Source organism: Arthrobacter sp. CDRTa11 (assembly GCF_026427775.1).
Classification (GTDB): domain Bacteria; phylum Actinomycetota; class Actinomycetes; order Actinomycetales; family Micrococcaceae; genus Arthrobacter.
Genome location: NZ_CP044532.1, coordinates 1083231 through 1102869, shown reverse-complemented (window position 1 = coordinate 1102869; position 19639 = coordinate 1083231). Strand labels below are relative to the sequence as shown.

General features: G+C 63.1%; 18 protein-coding genes. 11 read left to right on the top strand and 7 right to left on the bottom strand.

From position 1 onward, the window contains the following. Nucleotides 1-18: 18 nt before the first annotated feature. The 5 genes from F8G81_RS05110 (at nucleotide 19) to F8G81_RS05090 (ending at nucleotide 6151) form a co-directional block, all read left to right on the top strand. The gene (locus F8G81_RS05110) at nucleotides 19-1536 is read left to right on the top strand and encodes an amino acid permease (protein ID WP_267277927.1); all 1518 of its coding nucleotides are present in this window, start codon (nucleotides 19-21) and stop codon (nucleotides 1534-1536) included. Then, nucleotides 1533-2915 (top strand): NtaA/DmoA family FMN-dependent monooxygenase, encoded by a 1383-nt coding sequence (locus F8G81_RS05105; RefSeq protein ID WP_267277926.1) that lies wholly within the window; start codon nucleotides 1533-1535, stop codon nucleotides 2913-2915. The genes F8G81_RS05110 and F8G81_RS05105 overlap by 4 nt, the downstream gene beginning before the upstream one ends. Before the next feature lie 97 nt (nucleotides 2916-3012). After that, nucleotides 3013-3420, top strand: coding sequence for a DUF1622 domain-containing protein (locus F8G81_RS05100; protein ID WP_267277925.1), 408 nt, complete (start codon nucleotides 3013-3015; stop codon nucleotides 3418-3420). 420 nt (nucleotides 3421-3840) lie between these two features. Further along, on the top strand, nucleotides 3841-5139 hold the full coding sequence (locus F8G81_RS05095; RefSeq protein WP_416377106.1) for a DUF222 domain-containing protein: 1299 nt from the start codon (nucleotides 3841-3843) through the stop codon (nucleotides 5137-5139). Nucleotides 5140-5371: 232 nt separating this feature from the next. After that, nucleotides 5372-6151: an isocitrate lyase/PEP mutase family protein gene (locus F8G81_RS05090; protein ID WP_267277924.1), complete on the top strand. Its 780-nt coding sequence runs from the start codon at nucleotides 5372-5374 to the stop codon at nucleotides 6149-6151. Nucleotides 6152-6220: 69 nt separating this feature from the next. Here the strand turns inward: F8G81_RS05090 and F8G81_RS05085 are convergent, their stop codons facing one another. Beyond that, a complete protein-coding gene (locus F8G81_RS05085) occupies nucleotides 6221-6541 on the bottom strand; it encodes a hypothetical protein (RefSeq protein WP_267277923.1) in 321 nt (106 codons plus the stop codon). 100 nt (nucleotides 6542-6641) lie between these two features. Here F8G81_RS05085 and F8G81_RS05080 point away from each other — a divergent pair, with 100 nt between their 5' ends. Next, nucleotides 6642-7439 carry a ZIP family metal transporter gene (locus F8G81_RS05080; protein WP_267277922.1) on the top strand — a complete coding sequence of 266 codons (798 nt, stop codon included), beginning with the start codon at nucleotides 6642-6644 and terminating at the stop codon, nucleotides 7437-7439. Between the two features lie 43 nt (nucleotides 7440-7482). On the opposite strand, the gene F8G81_RS05075 is transcribed toward F8G81_RS05080, so the two are convergent. Then, the gene (locus F8G81_RS05075; protein WP_267277921.1) at nucleotides 7483-9975 is read right to left on the bottom strand and encodes a Tex family protein; all 2493 of its coding nucleotides are present in this window, start codon (nucleotides 9973-9975) and stop codon (nucleotides 7483-7485) included. Between the two features lie 141 nt (nucleotides 9976-10116). Here F8G81_RS05075 and F8G81_RS05070 point away from each other — a divergent pair, with 141 nt between their 5' ends. Then, nucleotides 10117-10413 (top strand): hypothetical protein, encoded by a 297-nt coding sequence (locus tag F8G81_RS05070; RefSeq protein WP_267279128.1) that lies wholly within the window; start codon nucleotides 10117-10119, stop codon nucleotides 10411-10413. A gap of 241 nt (nucleotides 10414-10654) precedes the next feature. Here F8G81_RS05070 and F8G81_RS05065 read toward each other — a convergent pair whose 3' ends face one another. Then, on the bottom strand, nucleotides 10655-11725 hold the full coding sequence (locus F8G81_RS05065; protein ID WP_267277920.1) for an alkene reductase: 1071 nt from the start codon (nucleotides 11723-11725) through the stop codon (nucleotides 10655-10657). 193 nt (nucleotides 11726-11918) lie between these two features. Between F8G81_RS05065 and F8G81_RS05060 the strand changes: the two genes are divergently transcribed. Next, nucleotides 11919-13232, top strand: coding sequence for an aspartate aminotransferase family protein (locus F8G81_RS05060; protein WP_267277919.1), 1314 nt, complete (start codon nucleotides 11919-11921; stop codon nucleotides 13230-13232). 114 nt (nucleotides 13233-13346) lie between these two features. On the opposite strand, the gene F8G81_RS05055 is transcribed toward F8G81_RS05060, so the two are convergent. The 3 genes from F8G81_RS05055 to F8G81_RS05050 form a co-directional block, all read right to left on the bottom strand. Further along, a complete protein-coding gene (locus F8G81_RS05055) occupies nucleotides 13347-13865 on the bottom strand; it encodes a hypothetical protein (protein WP_267277918.1) in 519 nt (172 codons plus the stop codon). Nucleotides 13866-14281: 416 nt separating this feature from the next. Next, the gene (locus F8G81_RS23540; RefSeq protein ID WP_416377105.1) at nucleotides 14282-14878 is read right to left on the bottom strand and encodes a DUF6318 family protein; all 597 of its coding nucleotides are present in this window, start codon (nucleotides 14876-14878) and stop codon (nucleotides 14282-14284) included. Nucleotides 14879-15152: 274 nt separating this feature from the next. Beyond that, a complete protein-coding gene (locus F8G81_RS05050; RefSeq protein ID WP_267277917.1) occupies nucleotides 15153-16964 on the bottom strand; it encodes a purine-cytosine permease family protein in 1812 nt (603 codons plus the stop codon). Nucleotides 16965-17184: 220 nt separating this feature from the next. Here F8G81_RS05050 and F8G81_RS05045 point away from each other — a divergent pair, with 220 nt between their 5' ends. The 3 genes from F8G81_RS05045 to F8G81_RS05035 all read left to right on the top strand — a co-directional run bounded on the left by F8G81_RS05045 (nucleotide 17185) and on the right by F8G81_RS05035 (nucleotide 18885). Further along, entirely contained in the window at nucleotides 17185-17619 is a 435-nt protein-coding gene (locus F8G81_RS05045) for a pyridoxamine 5'-phosphate oxidase family protein (protein ID WP_267277916.1), read from the top strand. A 34-nt stretch (nucleotides 17620-17653) separates the two neighbouring features. Further along, nucleotides 17654-18094, top strand: coding sequence for a very short patch repair endonuclease (locus F8G81_RS05040; protein WP_267277915.1), 441 nt, complete (start codon nucleotides 17654-17656; stop codon nucleotides 18092-18094). A 380-nt stretch (nucleotides 18095-18474) separates the two neighbouring features. Further along, complete coding sequence (locus tag F8G81_RS05035) at nucleotides 18475-18885, top strand: Hpt domain-containing protein (protein ID WP_267277914.1); 411 nt, start codon at nucleotides 18475-18477, stop codon at nucleotides 18883-18885. Here F8G81_RS05035 and F8G81_RS05030 read toward each other — a convergent pair. After that, nucleotides 18858-19631: a response regulator transcription factor gene (locus F8G81_RS05030; protein ID WP_267277913.1), complete on the bottom strand. Its 774-nt coding sequence runs from the start codon at nucleotides 19629-19631 to the stop codon at nucleotides 18858-18860. The two genes, F8G81_RS05035 and F8G81_RS05030, sit on opposite strands and share 28 nt — an antisense overlap. Nucleotides 19632-19639 lie beyond the last annotated feature (8 nt).

Genomic DNA, 19639 nt, shown 5'->3' with positions numbered 1-19639 from the left:
GGGACCTAGCGTGGCCCCATGCCGCAAAACAGTTTCAGCCCCGTGCTGCCTGCCCGCCCGGAGACGCCGGGCGGCCCTGCCCTGGATTCCTCGCACCCCTCCCACCGCGACCTGCGCCGGACTGACCTGCGCCGGACCATGGGGCCCCGCCACCTGATCATGATCGCCATGGGCGGCGTCATCGGTTCCGGCCTTTTCCTGAGTTCCGGCTACACGATTGAACAGGCCGGCCCGCTCGGCGCCGTCCTGGCCTACCTGGTTGGGGCCTTTGTTGTTTACCTGGTGATGGCGTGCCTCGGTGAACTCGCCATCGCCTACCCAGTGGCGGGTGCATTCCACATCTACGCGGCACGATCCATCGGCCCCGCCACCGGCTTTACCACGGCATGGCTGTACTGGCTTTGCTGGGCTGTGGCCCTGGGCTCGGAGTTCACAGCCTGCGGGCTGCTCATGCAGCGATGGTTTCCGGGAGTGGACGTCTGGGTCTGGTGCCTGGTCTTTGCCGCAGTGATCTTCAGCCTCAATGCCTTCTCGGCACGGGTCTTCGGCGAGTCTGAATTCTGGCTGTCACTGATCAAGGTGGCTACCATCTTGGCGCTCATCGTGTTCGGCGGTGCAGCCCTGCTGGGTTTCAAGCCCCTGGCGGCTGAGTCCGGCCCTCCCCTGCTCCTGAACAACTTCGTTACTGAGGGTGGGCTCTTTCCCAACGGCTTTGCCGGTGTGCTGATCACTGTTCTGGCGGTCTTCTATGCCTTCTCCGGCTCGGAACTGATCGGCGTAGCAGCCGGCGAAACCAAAAATCCGGAGCGTGCCATTCCCAAAGCCCTCCGCGCCACCGTCCTGCGCCTGCTGATCTTTTTCGTGGGTGCCATCACGGTCATCGCGGCCACCGTTCCCTATGGAGAGGTGGGGCTTGATGAAAGCCCCTTCGTCACCGTGTTCAGTTCGCTGGGGATCCCGTATGCCGCAGACGTCATGAACTTTGTCATCATCACGGCCCTGCTTTCGGCCGGCAACAGTGGCCTGTATTCCTGCGCCCGCATGCTTTTCTCCCTCTCGGATGAAGGCCATGCACCAAAGGCTTTCCGCCGCCTCACCAAGAAGGGCATTCCGCTCATAGCCCTCAGCATCAGCATGATCGGCGGTGTCGCCTCGCTCCTTTGCAGCGTAGTGGCCGCCGAATCGGTCTACCTGGTACTGGTCTCGATCGCCGGCTTCGCTGTGGTTGGTGTGTGGATGTCCATCACGGCCTCGCACTTTCTGCATCGCCGGGCTTTCCTCCGAAATGGCGGTGACGTGGCCACACTGGCCTACCGTGCGCCGCTCTATCCCGTGGTTCCCCTGCTGGCCTTTGCGTTGTGCCTGGCGTCCGTGGTTGGGCTCGCCTTTGACCCCAACCAGGTGGCCGCCCTCTACTTCGGTATCCCGTTTGTGGCCGCCTGCTATCTGTACTTCCACTTCCGGCACGGTTCCCGCAAAAGCGGGCGCCGCGCCGCCGTCGAACTTTCCCCTGACGAAAGCGAGCTGATCCGATGAGTTCACCATCTCCCCTGCTTTTTGCCCTGTACGAGCAGGCCAGCGTGGGCTGCGGCGGCGCCCCCAGCCTGTGGACCCACCCGTTGGATGACCGGCTGCAGGTCAACTCCCTGGACCGGTGGCGCAATGTGGCCGTCACTGCCGAAGAGGCAAACCTGGACGCACTCTTCTTCGCCGACGTCCTCGGCCTGTACGACGTGTACGGCGGCTCCGCCGATGCCGCTTTGGGGTGGGCGGTGGAGGCCCCGGCCAACGATCCCTTTATGTACGTTCCCGCCCTGGCCGCCCTCACCGAGCGGCTTTCCTTCGTGATCACGGCGTCCACCACGTACGAGCACCCCTTCGCCCTCGCCCGCCGCTTCGGCACCCTTGACCACCTCAGCACAGGGCGGATCGGGTGGAATATCGTCACCTCCTACCTGTCCAGCGCAGCCCGCAACTTCGGCATGGACGAGATGCTCAAGCACGCCGACCGTTATGCGCGTGCCGACGAGTTTATGGACGTTTTCTACAAGCTGCTGGAAGGCAGCTGGGCGGCCGACGCGGTGGTGGGCAGCAAGGCGGACCGGCTGTACGCCCGCGCTGGTTCCGTCCACCCCATCAACCACGACGGCGAACACTTCCGCGTGGACGGACCGTCGCTGACGTCACCATCACCACAGCGGACGCCCACACTGTTTCAGGCAGGCTGGTCGCCGCGGGGCCGCGAATTCGCGGCGAAGCACGCGGAGGTGATCCTGTTGCCCAAAAAGGATCCGCAGGAGATCGCGGCGGGACTTGCTGACATCAGTCAGCGCGCGTTGGCTGTTGGACGCCCCGCCGGCGAGGTGCGTTCCATGGCGTTGGCCCGGATCATCACGGCTCCCACTGCCATCGGAGCCCAGGAGAAGTACGACGAGCTGCAGCGCAATTACCACGTGGAGGCGCAGCTGGTCAGCTACGCCGGGGACACCGGAATTGATCTGAGCAAATACGCCGACGACGAGCCGCTCACGACGTCTACCAACGGCCTGACCTCCTACGTGGTCAAGGGAGCTCCGCAGGACAAACCGCTCACGGCCGGCGATGTACGCCGTAAATTCTCGGAGGTCACCCGCGGCACAGACCTTCTGTTCATCGGAACACCCGACGACGTAGCCCGGCAGATCCAGGAACACGCTGCTGTTTCGGGGCTGGACGGCTACATGCTGAATCCCCTCGTCAGCCCGGGATCACTGAACGACTTTGCCGAGCTGGTGGTGCCGCGGCTGGCTGAGCGTGGACTGTATGACACGGAGCCCAAGTCAGGCACGCTCCGGTCGAGGCTTCGGTCGGATTCCTCGGATCTGCTCCCGTCGTCAGCATATGGAGCATCATTCCGGCAGCGGGTGACCGTCTAGGCTGGGGCTGTTGGCTGTCTAGGCTAAGGCTGCTGGCGAGGTCAGGCGGCCAGGGCTTCAATGCAGGCGTATATCCGGCGAAATACGGCAGGGGAACATGGACTTTCAGCACATCATTGAGACCGTAGGCAAGTTTATGGATTTCGCCGGCGTTGCCGTGATGGTGATCGGCGCCCTGGTGTCCGTCCCCATGGCCCTTCGGGGTTATCAGCCGCGAAATCTCCCTCTTGGAGCCGAGAAGCTCACTGTTTACCGCGCCTATCGGCAGTTGCTCGGCAGGTCCATCCTGCTGGGGCTGGAGCTCCTGGTCGCTGCGGACATCATCCGCACGGTCGCAGTGACGCCCACGTATGAAAGTGTGGGCGTCCTGGCGATCATCGTGCTGATCCGTACGTTCCTGAGCTTCTCCTTGGAACTGGAAATCACTGGGCGGTGGCCTTGGCAGAAAGAGCCAGCTGACGGGTCCTCCGAGCCGGCCGGCGCTTCATCCCCGGCCTCCCGCTGAGGTTCCTCCAGCTTTTCACGCGCGCTATCCACATAGGGGCTTTCCTTCAGACTTACTGTCGTACCCCCTTGGCAGACTTAGGGTATGGACGGCACGGTAGTTGTTGACGGTGAAAGCCAGGTTGCTTTCGAGGCTGCGGCGATGTTCGATGCTCCGGTGGACGGGCTTGATTCGGCCTCCTTCTCTGCCGCCCCTGGTGCCGGTTCTGGCACAAGGTTTGGTGCTGATTCTGGCGCCGTTTCCCATACTCGCTCTGGCACAGGGTCTGGTGCTGACTCTGGCACCGTTTCCCATACTCGCTCTGGCACAGGGTCTGGTGCTGATCCTGGCACCGTTTCCCATACTCGCTCTAGCACAGGTTCTGATGCTGATGCTGGTTGTGATCCGTTGCGGGATTTGGCGGAGGAATGCCTGGCCGAGATGGCGGAGGCTGCCCGTGATGAGGCCCGTGCCGCTGCGCGGAAAGCCCGGGCGGCCGCCACCTACGCGGACACCTGCCGGCGGCTGCTTCCCCCGTCGGCCTCGCTGCACGAACGCTCTGCGGCGGAGATGGGCATGGTCGCGGAGGTCGCCTGTGTCCTGACCATCAGCGAAGGCACCGCTTCAGCGTTCCTGGTCCAGTCCCGCCAACTGAGCACCGAACTGCCCCGCACCCTGACAGCCTTGCAGGCCGGGGCCCTCTCCTGGCAGCACGCCCGGATCCTCTGCGATGAAACCACCGGCCTGGGCCCCGCCGGCGCGGCCGCCCTGGAAACCCACTTCCTGGACCCCGACGCAGCGAAGGCTTCCCGCGCCTGCCTTGCCGGGGACCTCACACCCTCACGGTTCCGTGCCAGGGCCCGGACCTGGCGCGAACGCCACCACCCCGTCTCGATCGAAACCCGCCATACCAAGTGCGTCCTGGACCGCCGGGTCGAATACACCCCGGACCGCGACGGCATGGCCTGGCTCTCCGCCTACCTCCCCGCCGACCAGGCCGCCGCCATCTGGGAACACACCACCACAACAGCCCGGTCACTCCAAAGCCCCACCGAGCCCCGCACCCTCACCCAACTCCGCGCCGACACCCTCGCCCACACACTCCTCGGCGGTGGGACATCCAACCCCGGCAGCATCAGCAACGAAAGCACTGGCGGCGCAAAATGCCTTGCCGATCCCGGCGGAGAACGCACCGCCGGGCAGGTCCCGCCGCCGCGGGCCCAGGTACTGGTCACCGTGCCCGTGTTCTCCCTCCTGGGCCTCACCGATGAACCTGCCACACTCGACGGCCACGGCCCCATCCCCGCCTCCATGGCCCGGAACCTGATCGCCAACGGAGCCGGCTCCTTCCACCGCGTCCTGACCGACCCCCGCGACGGCGCACCACTGGAAATCGGCCGAACCAGCTACCGCCTCACCACAGCCATGCGCCGCTGGCTCAGGCTCCGCGATGCCAAATGCCCCTTCCCCGGCTGCAACAACCACTCCCTCGACAACGAAGCAGACCACCTCCTTGCCTGGGCCGACGGCGGCACCACCGGCATATCCAACCTCGGCCAACCCTGCCGAAAACACCACCACCTCAAACACCACTCGGCCTGGCAACCAACACCAGCCAGCAAAAACGAACCACCCGGCTGGACCTCACCCACCGGCCGCCACTACAACAGCGAACACCAAGACTGGGAACCACCCACCTGGCCGGACGGCTCCATAAGCTCAGCCGGCGGTCCGGATTAGGCTGCCCCGGGTTTAGGGATAACGGCTCATCAATAAAGCCAAACGCGAAAGCAACGCCATGTGCTGGGCGGGCGCACAAGACGCGCGCAATCCAACGCCGTGGTGCCGCGCTGTTGCCCAGCGTGCGGACAAGTGCAGCGCCATGACACCATGCGCGGGATAGCAAGCATGAGACGAGGCCGTTCCGAGCTCCATTCCGCCGCTTGTCTGGCGGCTCAGTTAGGCTCGCACCATGACTCAAAACACCGCTGCCAAAGCCACCGAACTCCTCCGTCTACACCAAGCCGCCGATATTCTCCAGGTCATTAACGTTTGGGATGCCATCACAGCAAAGGTCGCCACAGACGTTCCGGGTACGGCTGCGCTGGCCACCGCGAGCCACTCGATTGCTGCTTCCCAGGGATATCCGGACGGCGAAAAAATCCCGGTGGACCTGATGATCGAGGCTGCGGGGCGCATTGCCGCTTCCACTCCCTTGCCTGTGAGCGCTGACCTTGAGGCAGGGTACGGAAATGCTGGCGAAACAGTGCGCAAGGCAATCGGCGTCGGGATCGTAGGCGCAAATATTGAGGACCAGATGCGCCCACTGGATGCGGCTGTGGAGCAGATGACCGGCGTAGTGAAGGCCGCCCAGGCGGAGGGAATCGATTTTGTCCTCAACGCGCGCACCGATGCATTCCTCCGGGGCAAGGAACGCGATCCGCGCGAAGTGCTGGCTGACGCGATCGAACGCGGCCGCGCCTACCTTGATGTCGGTGCAACGACGGTATTTGTTCCCGGCCTATTGGACGAACCGACTGTCAGCGCCTTGGTTGAAGGCATCGGCTGGAACAAAGTGTCAGTGATTAACGTCCCCGGATCACTCGCCCCTGCCAGGCTCCAGGAACTGGGCGTCTGCCGTATCTCCTATGGCCCCTGGACTCAGCGTGTGGCGTTGACTGCCTTTGCAGACGCCGCAGCCAGACTGCTCGCCGGAGACGCCTTGCCGGAAGGAACGCGGATCCTGAACTAGGCAGGGAAGGTCACTGGCCGCACCGCGTAGCTGCCTGTGACCTTCCCTAGAGGGGCACTTTTCTCTGAACTAGGCGTCCTGCCAGCCTCGGCCTTCCACAAACGTTGCCACGAGGGTCCCTACACCGGCCTGGAGCGAGTCCGACGGGTCGAAGTACAGGCTGCCTTCCGTGGCGCGGCTGTGCGTGATGAGTTGTTCGGCCTCCAGCTTGGCTTCGGGAACTGTTGCGCCAACTATCCCCGTGCGTGCGGGCAATTCCGGTGTGTGCACAATCTCGGCGTTGGTCTCGGCCAGGGGGATAGTGGTGCCCGCATTGATCTCGTCGTGCGGGAACTCGAACTCGGCAGCGTCAGAAGGGGCCGGGATGGTGTACTCCAAGAAGTAAGTCATGATCCCAGCCTTACAGAAACGTCCACGTCCCGAAAGCTACCCGCAGGTCGACAGGGCAAATACCTGTCCTTGACCAGCCCGCCGCTCCTATACTGACGGCATGATGATGTCGCTGCTGTTCGGCGTCATAGCATCCAGTGCTTTGCTCGTGGGTGCATTCGTTGGTGTTCGATTTGAACTGCCCAAGCGGCTCCTCGCCATACTGCTCTCGTTCGCGGCCGGTTCCCTGATCACCGCCCTGGCCTTCGAGCTCTTCGAGGACGCCTACGAACAAGGCGGTATCGTCCGGGCCGCCATCGGGCTGATGGTCGGTGCGATCGTATTCACTGTTCTCAGCTCCCTCCTGGACCGTTGGGCCCAGCCAGGCCCGGAGGCCGCTGCCACACCGGCGGACGAATTCCAAGGCAGCGCAAAGCTGGACACGGACGCCGCAGCCACTGAACTTCCTGCCACCGCTGCATCGACGCGAGGGGCAGCGGGCATGGCGCTGCTGGCCGCTGTCACGCTGGACGGAGTGCCTGAGAACATCGCCCTCGGTGTTGCCTTGGGTGAGGGGACCGGTGGCCTGGCCCTGCTCGCCGCAATCTTCGTGTCCAACCTGCCGGAGGCACTGGTGGGGGCCGCCTCCATGCGCAGCCAGGGCCGCTCGACTGCCAGCATCATTGGACTATGGCTTGCCTGCGCCGTCCTGCTGGTGGCAGCGGTTGTTATCGGGGCGGGCCCACTGTCCGGCACGGATCCGGAGGCAATCTCGCTCCCCTTGGCGTTCGCGGCCGGCGCCGTCATTGCCTCCCTCGCTGACACGCTCATGCCGGAAGCTTACGAGCATGGCGGCCCTGCTGTTGCACTCAGCACCGCCGCAGGCTTCGTCCTGGCGTTTGTATTGTCCCTCGCCTGAGGCGCTCCGTCTGAGGCGCTCCGCCTGATTCGCTCCGGCGGAACTACTTGCCGAGGCCGGCCTTGCGCAGCGCCTCCGCCATCGCTGTGTTCACGGGCGCCGCCTGTGGCGCAACCGCCCTGTTGCCAGAGGGCTTGCCCGAGCCGCGGCCTGTTTCGGCATTCTGGTTCCGCTGAGTCTTCCCGTCGCCGCCCGAAGGCCTGGCCCCGGCGTCTCGGCCGCCGGACTCCCGCGCGCCAGCAGTCCTCGCCCCGGAAGCCTGCCCGCCCGATTCCCGTCCGCCCGAGGCCCGTCCGCCGGACGCCCGGCCGCCCGAGGGGGCCAGCTCGTCGTCGAGCCTTAACGTCAGGGAGATCCGTTTCCGGTCCGGATCGGCCTCCAGCACTTTCACGCGCACCACCTGACCGGACTTGACCACCTCGCGGGGATCGGAAACAAACCGGTTGGCAAGGGCAGAGACGTGGACAAGGCCGTCCTGGTGGACACCAACGTCCACAAACGCACCAAAAGCGGCGACATTGGTGACCGTTCCTTCCAGCACCATGCCGGGCTTCAAATCGGAGATCTTCTCGATCCCTTCTGAGAACGTCGCTGCGGCGAAGGCCGGCCGGGGGTCACGGCCCGGCTTGTCCAGCTCAGCCAGGATGTCCTGCACAGTTGGCAGGCCGAACGTTCCGTCCACAAAGTTCCGGGGGTCAAGCGACGAGGCGGGCGCTGAACCCGCGGCAACCAAGATCTTCCGAGCCACCGAGTAGGCTTCCGGATGCACGCTTGACGCGTCCAGCGGTTCCGCTCCCCCGGTGATCCGAAGGAAGCCGGCACATTGTTCAAATGCTTTGGCTCCCAGCCGCGGAACCTTTTTCAGCTCGCTTCGTTTGGCGAACGGCCCGTGTTCGTTCCGGTACGCCACGATGTTCTCACTCAGCAGGGGCCCGACGCCGGCAACGCGGCTCAGTAGGGCCGGTGACGCTGTATTCACGTCCACCCCTACGGCGTTCACGCAGTCCTCCACCACAGCGTCCAAGCTGCGGTCCAGCTTCACTGCGGTCACATCGTGCTGATATTGCCCCACTCCGATGGACTTGGGATCGATTTTTACCAGCTCGGCCAGCGGGTCCTGGAGCCGGCGGGCAATCGACACGGCGCCACGCAGGGACACATCCATGCCAGGCAATTCGGCGGAGGCCAGGGCGGACGCCGAGTAGACAGACGCGCCCGCCTCTGACACCACAAGCTTTTGTGGCTTCCTGTCCGCGGCCGGCAGCAATTTGATCAGCTCCGCGGCCAGCTTGTCAGTCTCACGGGAGGCCGTGCCGTTCCCGATCGCCACGAGTTCGACGGCATGCTGCCGCGCCAGCCGTACCAGGGTGGCCAGTGCCTCGTCCCACTTCCGCGCCGGAGCGTGCGGGTACACGGTGTCGGTGGCAACCACCTTCCCGGTTCCGTCCACCACTGCCACCTTCACCCCGGTACGCAACCCCGGGTCCAGGCCAAGGGTTGCGCGGTTTCCTGCGGGTGCTGCGAGGAGGACATCGCGCAGATTGGCTGCGAAGACCCGGACGGCCTCGTCCTCAGCGGCGGTAAACATCCGCCCCCGCAGGTCCGCCGTCAGCCGCGCCAGCACCCGCGAGCGCCACGCCACCTGGGCAGTCTGCAGCAGCCAGGCATCCGCAGGCCTGCCGCGGTCGGCAACCCCAAGGCACTTGGCTACAGCTGATTCGTAACGGGAGCGGGCGGCGGCCAGGGCGTCGTCGTCCTTCGGGTCAGCTTCGGCGAGATCCAGCTCCAGGACGCCGTCCTTCTCGCCCCGCAGCAACGCCAGCACGCGGTGTGACGGCATCCCGGCCGGCGCCTGCGCGAGATCAAAGTAGTCCGAGAACTTCTGGCCGTCCGCCTCCTTGCCCTTCTTCACGCGCGACACCATCCGGCCCTGCGTCCACAGGCGCTCCCGCAGGGTTGCGGCGAGGTCCGGGTCCTGCGCCACACGTTCCACCAGGATGGAGCGGGCCCCGCCCAGCGCGGCGGCGGCGTCTTCGATGGCGTGCTCTGGGTTGAGATACTTCGCAGCCTCCCGTTCAGGATCCAGATCCGGCCGTTTCAGCAGCGAATCGGCCAACGGTTCCAGCCCTGCCTCGCGGGCGATCTGCGCCTTGGTGCGCCGCTTGGATTTGAAGGGAAGGTAGATGTCCTCAAGCCGTGATTTGGTGTCTGCCGCGACGATGGCAGCCTGTAGCTCAGGAGTCAGCTGCCCTTGGGCTGCAATGACTTCAAGGACAGTACGACGGCGGTCCTCAAGTTCGCGGAGGTAGCGCAGGCGCTCGTCGAGCTCGCGGAGCTGCGTATCATCAAGCGTTCCGGTGGCTTCCTTGCGGTACCGCGCGATAAACGGGACGGTGGACCCGCCGTCGAGCAGTTCCACAGCGGCCTTCACCTGCCAGGTTTTGACGCCGAGCTCGGCGGCGATCTGGTGGAAGATGGCGCTGTCCGGCGTTGAAGCTGCGGACGTCGTGGAGGGGCCTTGCGGGAGTTGGGTCACCAGAACATTTTGCCCTACTGGGTCCGAGGTCTCCAGCAGCATTGGACCACCTGTGTCATCGGAGGGTATTCCGATCCGCGCCGTGAAATGCTGTAGTTGTTGAGATGCGTCACCGGCACCATTCTCGAGGAAGAGGCCACCATGCGGGACTTGCTCATCGTCTTTCAAGAGGGGTTTGACGAGGCCAACATCACCGTCACGGTCAACGGCAAGCAGGCCCGGCGCGATTTGGGAGTATCCACCAATCCCCTTCTGGGAATGGCTTCAGAAGTTTCGGTGGAGCTGCCGGCGAAAGGTGCCCATGTGGGCGTGGAAGTCACGAACCGGGGGCTGAAGGCCATCACCAAAGTCAGCGGGACGCCCAAAAGCCTGCTTGTCTCCATTGAGGACGGCAAGCTGGTGATGCGGGAGGGGACGGGGCGCGAGGCGTTCCTCTAGCGCGCAGCACACGCGATGGCCCGGATGCACAAGCAAAAGCACCGCAGGCACTAGCGATAATCCATTCGCTGGAGTATCATTTTTGCTACCGCCGGTCCTCCTGAGACTGCGCGGTCCACTTATAAATGAGCCAAAAAAGCCGTCGGATGGCTTTTTGGCGCGCGCTGCCGGGACAGCACACCGAGCGGCCAACGACGGCGGCACCCAGCCAGGTGCCGCCGTCGTCGTTTCACCAAACTTCTTAGCCGGAGTACACGGGGTAGTCCGTGTAGCCCTTGGCTCCGTCACCGTAGAAGGTAGCCGGGTCAGCCTCGTTCAGCGGAAGGCTTTCCTTCCAGCGGCGGGCCAGGTCAGGGTTGGCGATAGCGGGGCGTCCAACAACCACGGCGTCAGCATGGCCATCGGCAATCAGTGCAACTGCCTCTTCACGGGTGGTGATCACTCCAAAGCCGCTGTTGACGAGGAAGGTGCCGTCGAAGCGGGCCCGAAGATCCTGGATGAGCTCCCCGGAGGGATCGTGGTGCAGGATGCTCAGGTACGCGAGGTTCAGGGGCGCGATGCTGTCCACCAGCACTTCATACGTGGCACGGACGTCTGCGGGGTCCGTTTCGGCGATCCCCTGGATGTTATGGGCCGGTGAGATGCGGATGCCCACACGGTTGGCGCCAACTGCCGCCACTACGGCGTTGACCGTCTCAATCACGAAACGGGCCCGGTTTTCCGGCGAGCCGCCATAGCTGTCTGTGCGGATATTGGCATTTGGTGACAGGAATTCGTGGAGCAGGTAACCATTGGCCGAGTGCAGCTCCACTCCGTCGAACCCGGCAGCGATCGCGTTGAGCGAAGCCGTGACGATCTCCTGCATCACCACGGGAAGCTCATCGGTGGTGAGTGCATGCGGCACCGGGTAGGGCTTCTTGCCCTCTGGAGTGTGGACTTCACCTTCGATGGCGACGGCGCTGGGAGCCACGAGCGGGTGTCCGCCGGTGATGTCCTCGTGAGATACCCGCCCGCCGTGCATGACCTGCGCGAACATCCGGCCGCCCTCCGCGTGAACGGCGTCGGTGACCTTTTTCCAGCCGGCAACCTGCTCCTCGGTGACCAGTCCCGGCTGGCCGGCATACGAACGGCCTGCAGGGCTCGGGTAGGCGCCTTCACTGACGATCAGTCCCAAAGTGGCGCGCTGGCGGTAGTGCTCCACCACCAGCGGACCGGGCACACCCTCGCCGCCGGAGCGGACCCGGGTCAGGGGCGCCATTACCAGGCGGTTGGGAAGTTCGAGCTCGCCGAGGGTCAAAGGGGAAAACAGCATGCGCAGTTCCTTTCGAAATGAAGTGGTTCTGCCCAGCCCAACTGCCCGGCGTATGCCAACTATTCCGAATGTGAGGCGGAACACGATGGCTTGTGCCGGATACACCTTGGAGAAGGACCATGGACGCTGCCGCGTGATGGTGCCATGGTGAAGCAGTAAGGGTGAACAGCCGGCCCACGCATCGGAGGTTGTCATGGATCTCGACGAACTGGTCTTCCATCCATGGGTTGTCCAGGGACGGCGCGACGTTCCGACGGTGGTCGGCGGCTCCGGGAGCTACGTCGTCGACGTGAGCGGCCGGCGCTACCTGGACTTCAGTTCGCAACTGGTATTCACCAATCTCGGCCACCAGCATCCGCGCATCGTCGCTGCCATCAAGGACCAGGCAGACCGCCTGTGCACACTGGCGCCTGGCCTGGCATCCGATGTCCGGGGCGAAGCGGCACGGCTGATTGTGGACGTCGCGCCAGCGAACCTCGGGCACGTACTCTTCACCACCGGCGGGACGGAGGCCATTGAGCACGCGGTTCGGATGGCGCGCCTATACACGGGACGGCCGAAAGTCCTCGCCGCGTACCGCTCCTACCACGGGTCAACAACCACATCGATCCACCTGACCGGCGATCCCCGCCGCTGGGCCTCAGACACCGGCGCGGCCGGCGCCGTCCACTTCTTCGGCCCGTTCCTGTACCGCTCGGCGTTCGGGTCGAGCACCATCGAGGAAGAGTGTGAGCGGGCGCTGGCTCACCTTGAGCAGGTGATCCTCTTGGAAGGTCCGACGACGATCGCCGGCCTGGTCCTGGAATCGGTCGTTGGCAGTGCGGGCGTCATCGTGCCACCGGCGGGCTACTTGCGTGGGGTCCGTGAACTGTGCGACCGCCACGGCATTGTCTACATAGCCGACGAAGTGCTGGTCGGCTTTGGCCGAACGGGGGCTTGGTTCGGAGTGGACCACGATGGTGTGGCACCTGACCTGTTGGTCTTCGCGAAGGGCGTGAACTCTGGGTATGTACCGTTGGGCGGCGTTCTGGTCGGCGACGCGATCTATGAGATGTTCACCAAGCGCCCCTACCCGGCAGGCATGACGTACAGCGGCCACCCGCTCGCCTGCGCAGCAGCTGTGGGCGCCATCAACGCCATGCACGACGAGGGCACCATCGCCGCCGCGGCCCGCCTCGGCACGGACATTCTTGGCCCGGCACTCAGGGAGCTTGCCGAGAAGCACGAGGCAGTCGGGGATATCCGCGGCATCGGTGGCCTGTGGACTGTGGAACTGGTCCGCAACCGGCAAACGAAAGAGTCGATAGTGCCGACAGGAGCCTCAGGTCCGGACAACGCGCCCATGGCCTCATTCGCTAAAGCATGCCTGGATCGCGGCTTGCTGCCTCTGATCCTGGGCAACCGGATCCACGTGGCTCCCCCGCTCAACGTCAGCGAGTCCGACGCCGCTGCGGGCCTGGCTATCCTCGATGAAGCGCTGAGTGCAGCCGACGACTTTCTGACCTGAAGCAGGATGCCCCCAGCACGTCTCTAACCCGCAGCATTTGCCTAGAAGGGGGCCGCCGTTGGGGTTTTCAGGGCGTCTCTGACGGGACGGAGCCTTCGAAGGACGGGCTTCTTCTTAAGGACGCGGCGCGACTCCCGGGCAGCCTTGCCCTTGGGGATTCTGGTTGCAGTCGTCGGCATAATTCCGGGTGATGGACCGCCACACACTGATCGTCTGCGCCGGCGCACTGAACTGTCCTTGGCCGGGGATGGGCAGGGGCGGGCCGTTGTTCACTGAATAGGTGCCTTGGAAGGACGTAGTCAGGACTACTTGGAAGTCGCCTGTGGCAGTGTATGGGTGACTGGTCCTTGTCTTCTCACCCCAGCGCTCCTGTGGCAGTGGTCCGCCCATGGAAGGTTGCGGGCCGAACACAGTACCGTCGCCGTAGTTCCACGTGTACTGCGCCGGGGTGGCGACGACGTGCACCTTCTGGCCGAACATCGTGATGTCGAACTGTTGTTCAACCGCCTCCGCATAGAAGTTGGTCTCGGCTCCGCGAAGGGTGTGCGGACTTGGCTGTGCCACCACAGCCCCTGCATTGATCGGCAGGCTCTGGAACTCCCGCTGGATCTCAGCGGCAATCCGCGGAAGCAAGTCCTCGGGCTTCGCGTCATAGAGGCACGCTGGGCCGGAGTGATAGGACCACACGGCGCCAGGAACACCTCGGGGCATAGACAGCCAGATAACCGGAATACCTTCCTCCTTCCCTTCGGGCCCGGCCTTGCATTCAACCTGCCTTCCAAGACACTCCGTATCAAAGTCACTGTTTCCTAGGTGACACTGAAGTTCGTACTTGTAGTTGTTGGGGTCAGTGGATGGGATAGCGGGATCAGCGCGAATGAACTCGTTTCGTTCTGCATTCCAAACGTGACCACCTAGTCCGAGGCCTGGGTTCCATTCACCTCCGAATTCCGGATCGCTGCCCTCGCCGCCTTGAGCCGGCAATGCAGTTAGCCCGATAAAGAATGTTGCGACGAGGAGAAGAGAGAGCAATCGGGAACTGGCCATTACTAACCGACGATACTTCCGAGCTCAACTGCAGACCAGGCGTCGTTTTCGTAGGCGAGGATTAGTAGGTTGCCTTGGTCAGGTGCCTGGGGGTCTGTCCGCGCTACAGTTCCGTCAGGTCGGAAATAGGACAATGGTTCCTGGCGGACCTGGACCGCGACCTGGTACCTACCATCCTGGCCTCTAACGAAAGTAGTGCTTGCTACGGGCGTCGATAACTTACCGCCCACCAACCAGCGGCCATCAGAGTGCCAGTCCTGAATGACTCCTTTGACTTTCTGGCAAGCCACGCAGGAAGGGGGCTCCAACTTTTCAAAGTCAGCAACTTCACCTGTCTCGTACGCGTAGCTCAGCACACTGAACCAATACTTCGCGAACGCCTCGGCGCCTTCCTTCGTCTCCGTTTTGGCAACCTCAGGCAGCACGGGCACGGGGACGTTCTCAGCAGGTCCGCTGGCCGAAGCTGGCTTATAAGAAGCGGTGGGAGTGGGCGTCGCAGTAGGTGTGGCTGATTCAGACGCCGGAGTTGACGTGGCGGATGGGTCAGTGTGGCTGACGCCAGGGCTGCAACCGGCCAGACCAAAAGTAGCCGCAGCCATAACAGCCGCAAGAAACGTTCGTAAACGCAACCGCCTGGACCCAAAGAACTTGTGCGATGTCATGGGCAGCTAATCCCCCGATAGTTTTCAAGACGCCTGGCTCGAACAATGCCTTAGAACAATGCTTAAGGGTAGCCCAGGCTACATTTCAGCGATCAAAGTTATCCACAGCCACCCGCCATTGGTTCTACCACCACAGCCGGCCAATAAAAAGTCATAAGGAAAGCCGGTACATCAATGCACCGGCTTTCCTTGACCGCTGAATATCAAAGTCTTACTTCTGCGCCGGCAAGACCAACTGCCCCGTCTTATCTGTCGAAAGGGCGAGGGACGAGACATACTGGATTCCGCCGTCGGGCGCATCCTGGGCCGACCGGATCATGTCGGGCCGCTCAAACTCCATGCCTGTCACGTGGCAGAGAAGCTTGGCGTCACTGGGGTTTCCGTCGGCGTCGAACATCAGCAGGTTAATGCCGTCGTCCGTACGGCGCAGGTAGTACCGGCCCCGGGTGGCAACCGCCAGAAGGGGCGGCAGGACCAGCGCCAGCCCCACCGCGAAGATCGGCGAGAACGGCTGGATGGCGGCTCCGAACGCCCCGAAGAACACCGCGATGGAGATCCCCGCCGAAGCCATCATGGACACAAAACCGACTGGGTTCACCGCATACAGCATGCCGCGGCGGAACTCGGGAACCTTGGGCGAGATCTTGAGCAGGTACTTGTTGATGGCGATATCGGATGCGACGGTGACCACCCAAGCCATGGCACAGTTCGCATAGAAGCCCAGGATGGTGTTGAGGAAATCGAACATGTTGGCTTCCATCAGGATCAGCGCAATCACCAGGTTCACCACCACAAACACCATCCGGCCGGGGTAGGTCTTGGTGACGCGGGTAAAGCTGTTGGTCCATGCCAGGGAACCGGAGTAGGCGTTAGTGACGTTGATCTTGATCTGTGAAATAACCACCAGCACCACGGCCAGGCTCATCGCCAGCCACGCGGGCATCATCTCCTGGTACACGCCCAGGAACTGGTGGACCGGCTCGTTGGCGTGAACGGACGCGGCGGGATCCAGCGTGGCAATCAGATAGATGGCGATAAACATGCCAACAATCTGCTTGACCGCCCCAAAAATGACCCAGCCGGGCCCGGCCAGGATCACGGCCCTCCACCAGGCGCCCTTGTTTTCAGCAGTCTTCGGCGGCATAAACCGCAAGTAGTCGATCTGCTCTGCAATCTGCGCCATCAGGGACAGGCAAACGCCCGCTGCGAGCATCACCGAGGCCAGGATCGGCCCTCCGGAACCGGATTCACCTGTGTAGGCGAAAAAGCCGTCGATGCTCTCCGGGTGTGAAACGAGCAGGTATCCCACGGGCACCACCATCAGGAGCAACCACAGCGGGGTGGTCCATACCTGCAGTTTGGCCAGCGTGTTCATTCCATAGATCACCAACGGAATGATGATCACGGTAGACGCCGCGTATCCGAGCCACTGCGGGATGCCCAGGCCAAGCTCCAGCCCCTGGGCCATAATCGACCCCTCCAGCGCAAAAAAGATGAAAGTGAACGTTGCGAAGATGACGTTCGTGACCACTGATCCGTAGTAGCCAAAGCCGGAGCCCCGAGTAATCAGGTCCAGGTCGATGTTGTACCGCGCAGCGTAATAGGCGAGTGGAAAGCCAGTAGCAAAGATGATGACCGCGGCCACCAGAATTCCGAAAACGGCATTCACCGTCCCGTACGCGATGCCGATGTTCGCACCAATGGAAAAGTCCGCCAGGTACGCAATGCCACCCAGCGCACTGGTGGCCACCACTCCGGCGCTCCACTTCCGGTACGACCGCGGCGCGAACCTCAGCGTGTAGTCCTCCAGGCTCTCCTTGGTGGCGCTCAGCGCCGCGGAACTGCCCGCCGTCGTGATTCCCGACGTCGCAAATTCCGGCAGAGCGGTTTCAGGCACAGCCGTCTCCGGCACCGCGGTTCCCGGCATCGCCGTTTCTAAAGCAGTCCCGGAAGAGCTGACGAGGGCGAGGGTGCTTACCGCCGCCGGCTCCACTAACCGGGTGTTCTCAAGGTCGTCGCTCATGAGTGCCGTCGCTTTCGGTTGGTTGATATCCCTTGGAGGCTAGCCAGCGTGAACGACAGCCCCGTCACGGCCCTGTTTCAGCCGCGTAAAGAGTTGACAGATTTGTGAAGCACCAAAGATTACTGTCAACAGGGGAACTGGCAGCGTCCCGGCTCCACCGGGCCAAAAGAACTACCGAAACTCTGTGGCGTTTTTCTACGTTACGTAGAAGAATGGAGGCATGATGTTCAATCACGCAGATGGAAACCCTGTCCTGGAACTCGACGACGAGCAGTGCTGGAAGCTCCTGGAGAACACGGAGCACGGACGGCTGGTGGTCTCGGTCGCCGGCGAACCCGACATTTTTCCCGTGAATTACGTGGCCAATGGCAGGAAGGTCTATCTCCGGACGGCACCTGGAAACAAGCTGGCCCAGCTGACGATCAACGAAACAGTACTTTTTGAAACAGACGGCGTCCTGTCCGACGAAGCCTGGTCCGTGGTGCTCCGGGGAACCGCCCGCGTGCTTTCTACCTCCGCTGAGGTTGCGGCCGCCGAGGAACTGGGATTGAAGTCATGGGTGCCTACCCTCAAGGACTTCTACGTGGAAATTGAGCCTTCCTCTGTCACCGGCCGCCACTTCCAGTTCGGTGAACAGCCGGAGCGCTACGTCTAGGAGCAGTACTTCCAGGAGCTCATAGACTGGAACCATGGCAGACAGGCTGACCCCTGAGCAGCGCAGCTGGAACATGTCACGGATCAAGGGCAAGAACACCAAGCCAGAATTGCTGGTGCGCCGGCTCCTCCACGCGAAGGGTTACCGGTACCGCCTTCATGGCCGGGCCGGCAAAAACCGCCTGCCCGGCAACCCCGATCTTGTGTTCGCGGGACGCCGCAAAGTCATTTTCGTCAACGGCTGCTTCTGGCATTTCCATGACTGCCGCGTTGGCCTCCACGCGCCCAAGGCGAACGCCGACTTCTGGGAGGCCAAACGCACAAGAACCAAAAACCGCGACGCCGATCAGCGCCGCCGGCTCCGCGACTCAGGGTGGGAGGTCCTCACCCTGTGGGAATGCGAGCTGAAGGACGGCTCCGCGCTGGAGACGCAACTGGTGGCCTTCCTCGGGGCCCGGGCTCCCGGCAGAAGTTGAGCCAATCTTTATCCTTTGTGCCACTCCTTATTGATTCGCTCCGCAGAGAATTGGACCCACAGCCTCAAGGGCTGTGGATCCCATGCGCAGGAGGAACACGTGACCATCAAGCCGGCACCCGCTGAAAAGCTGGTTGTTTTGGCTTCATGGACTGACCTCGGCCTGCGTCACGCACCACGATTGTTGCTTACAAAGCGGGCCGGGGGGTCCAAAAACACCGGTCCACGCAGGAGTAAAAGCCGCAATCTCCCTAAGAAAACCGCACACCTTCTCCCCACCCGTTCCCGGGCAATCGTAGACGGTCCTAGCCTGAAGAAGGACAAATGCTTCATCACACCGCCTCGCCTCCGAAGCGGAGGAGCACAGGGGAAAGGACCGCTATGACGCAGTCTGAGGAGGCCGACCGGCCACTGGTGGACCAGTCCGTTTTGGACAGGCTGCGCGCGGAACTGGACGAGGACGAGGGTTACTGCACGGTGTTCGTAGCCAACTTCATGGACTACCTCCCGCACAGGATCGCCAAGCTGCGGCTAGCGCTGACAACAGGGGACCTTGACGGTGCAATGGACGCCATCCTCAGCCTCAAAACGTCCAGCCAGATGGTGGGGGCGGAGCGGCTGGCCGGACTGGCCATGGATCTTGAGGCGGAAATCCGAAACGAGGCACGCCAGGCGGACGTTTCTATTGCCCTACCCCGGCTGGCCGCCGGCTTCCTTAAGCCGATCGACCAATGCGCCAAGCAAACACTGCATCGCCTGCAGGCTCAGCGCTCCTCAGGTGCCAGCCGGTAGCCAACGCCGCGAACAGTCTGGAGCCACCGCGGGCTCTGGGCCGAATCTCCCAGTTTCTTACGCAAGTTTCCCATGTGGACTTCCACGGACCGTTCGTCGGCTTCGCTGATGTAGCCCCCGACGTCGTAATCCTCATCCCGCAGGCGCCGTACCAGATCGGACTTGGTACGGACCGTCCGGCCAGCCTCCAGGAGGGCGTACAGGAGTTCAAACTCCGTACGGGTCAGGCTCAGTTCCTCGCCGTCCACGGCCACAGACCGTGATGCGTAATTGAGGTTGAGGCCGTTGTGGCTGTACGTGCCGCGGCCATTGGCTGCGGGGACGCCGTTCGTGGCTCCGCCCGCCTCTGCAGTGGTTTCTGCGGGCTCCAGAGCAGCGCGCGGGCGGCGCATCATGGCCGCAACACGCGCGCGCAGCTCGCGGGGACGGAAGGGCTTGGTGAGGTAATCGTCCGCGCCGGATTCCAGCCCGATCAGGGTGTCGAGCTCCTCGGTCCGCGCCGTCAGCATCACGATGTAGGCGTCCGAAAACTCCCGGATCTGCCGTGAGACCTCAAAGCCATCAATGTCCGGCAGTCCCAAGTCAAGGGTGATCACATCCGGCTTCAAGGTTTTGGCCGCGAGGACGCCCTCGGCGCCGCTGGAAGCTACCGTGACGTCAAAGCCTGCCTGGCTCAGCACAGTGCGCACCAATTCACGGATGTCCTGGTCATCTTCAATCACTAGACCCACACGTGCATCACTCATTGCAGCCC

Bases quoted from the DNA above. Each gene is read 5' to 3' on its own strand.
- F8G81_RS05060 (WP_267277919.1), top strand. From the start codon at position 11,919: ATGGATCTCGACGAACTGGTCTTCCATCCATGGGTTGTCCAGGGACGG.
- F8G81_RS05110 (WP_267277927.1), top strand. From the start codon at position 19: ATGCCGCAAAACAGTTTCAGCCCCGTGCTGCCTGCCCGCCCGGAGACG.
- F8G81_RS05100 (WP_267277925.1), top strand. From the start codon at position 3,013: ATGGACTTTCAGCACATCATTGAGACCGTAGGCAAGTTTATGGATTTC.
- F8G81_RS05105 (WP_267277926.1), top strand. From the start codon at position 1,533: ATGAGTTCACCATCTCCCCTGCTTTTTGCCCTGTACGAGCAGGCCAGC.
- F8G81_RS05050 (WP_267277917.1), bottom strand. From the start codon at position 16,964: ATGAGCGACGACCTTGAGAACACCCGGTTAGTGGAGCCGGCGGCGGTA.
- F8G81_RS05090 (WP_267277924.1), top strand. From the start codon at position 5,372: ATGACTCAAAACACCGCTGCCAAAGCCACCGAACTCCTCCGTCTACAC.
- F8G81_RS05085 (WP_267277923.1), bottom strand. From the start codon at position 6,541: ATGACTTACTTCTTGGAGTACACCATCCCGGCCCCTTCTGACGCTGCC.
- F8G81_RS05080 (WP_267277922.1), top strand. From the start codon at position 6,642: ATGATGATGTCGCTGCTGTTCGGCGTCATAGCATCCAGTGCTTTGCTC.
- F8G81_RS05030 (WP_267277913.1), bottom strand. From the start codon at position 19,631: ATGAGTGATGCACGTGTGGGTCTAGTGATTGAAGATGACCAGGACATC.
- F8G81_RS05045 (WP_267277916.1), top strand. From the start codon at position 17,185: ATGATGTTCAATCACGCAGATGGAAACCCTGTCCTGGAACTCGACGAC.
- F8G81_RS05065 (WP_267277920.1), bottom strand. From the start codon at position 11,725: ATGCTGTTTTCCCCTTTGACCCTCGGCGAGCTCGAACTTCCCAACCGC.
- F8G81_RS05035 (WP_267277914.1), top strand. From the start codon at position 18,475: ATGACGCAGTCTGAGGAGGCCGACCGGCCACTGGTGGACCAGTCCGTT.
- F8G81_RS05095 (WP_416377106.1), top strand. From the start codon at position 3,841: ATGGCGGAGGCTGCCCGTGATGAGGCCCGTGCCGCTGCGCGGAAAGCC.
- F8G81_RS23540 (WP_416377105.1), bottom strand. From the start codon at position 14,878: ATGGCTGCGGCTACTTTTGGTCTGGCCGGTTGCAGCCCTGGCGTCAGC.
- F8G81_RS05070 (WP_267279128.1), top strand. From the start codon at position 10,117: ATGCGGGACTTGCTCATCGTCTTTCAAGAGGGGTTTGACGAGGCCAAC.
- F8G81_RS05040 (WP_267277915.1), top strand. From the start codon at position 17,654: ATGGCAGACAGGCTGACCCCTGAGCAGCGCAGCTGGAACATGTCACGG.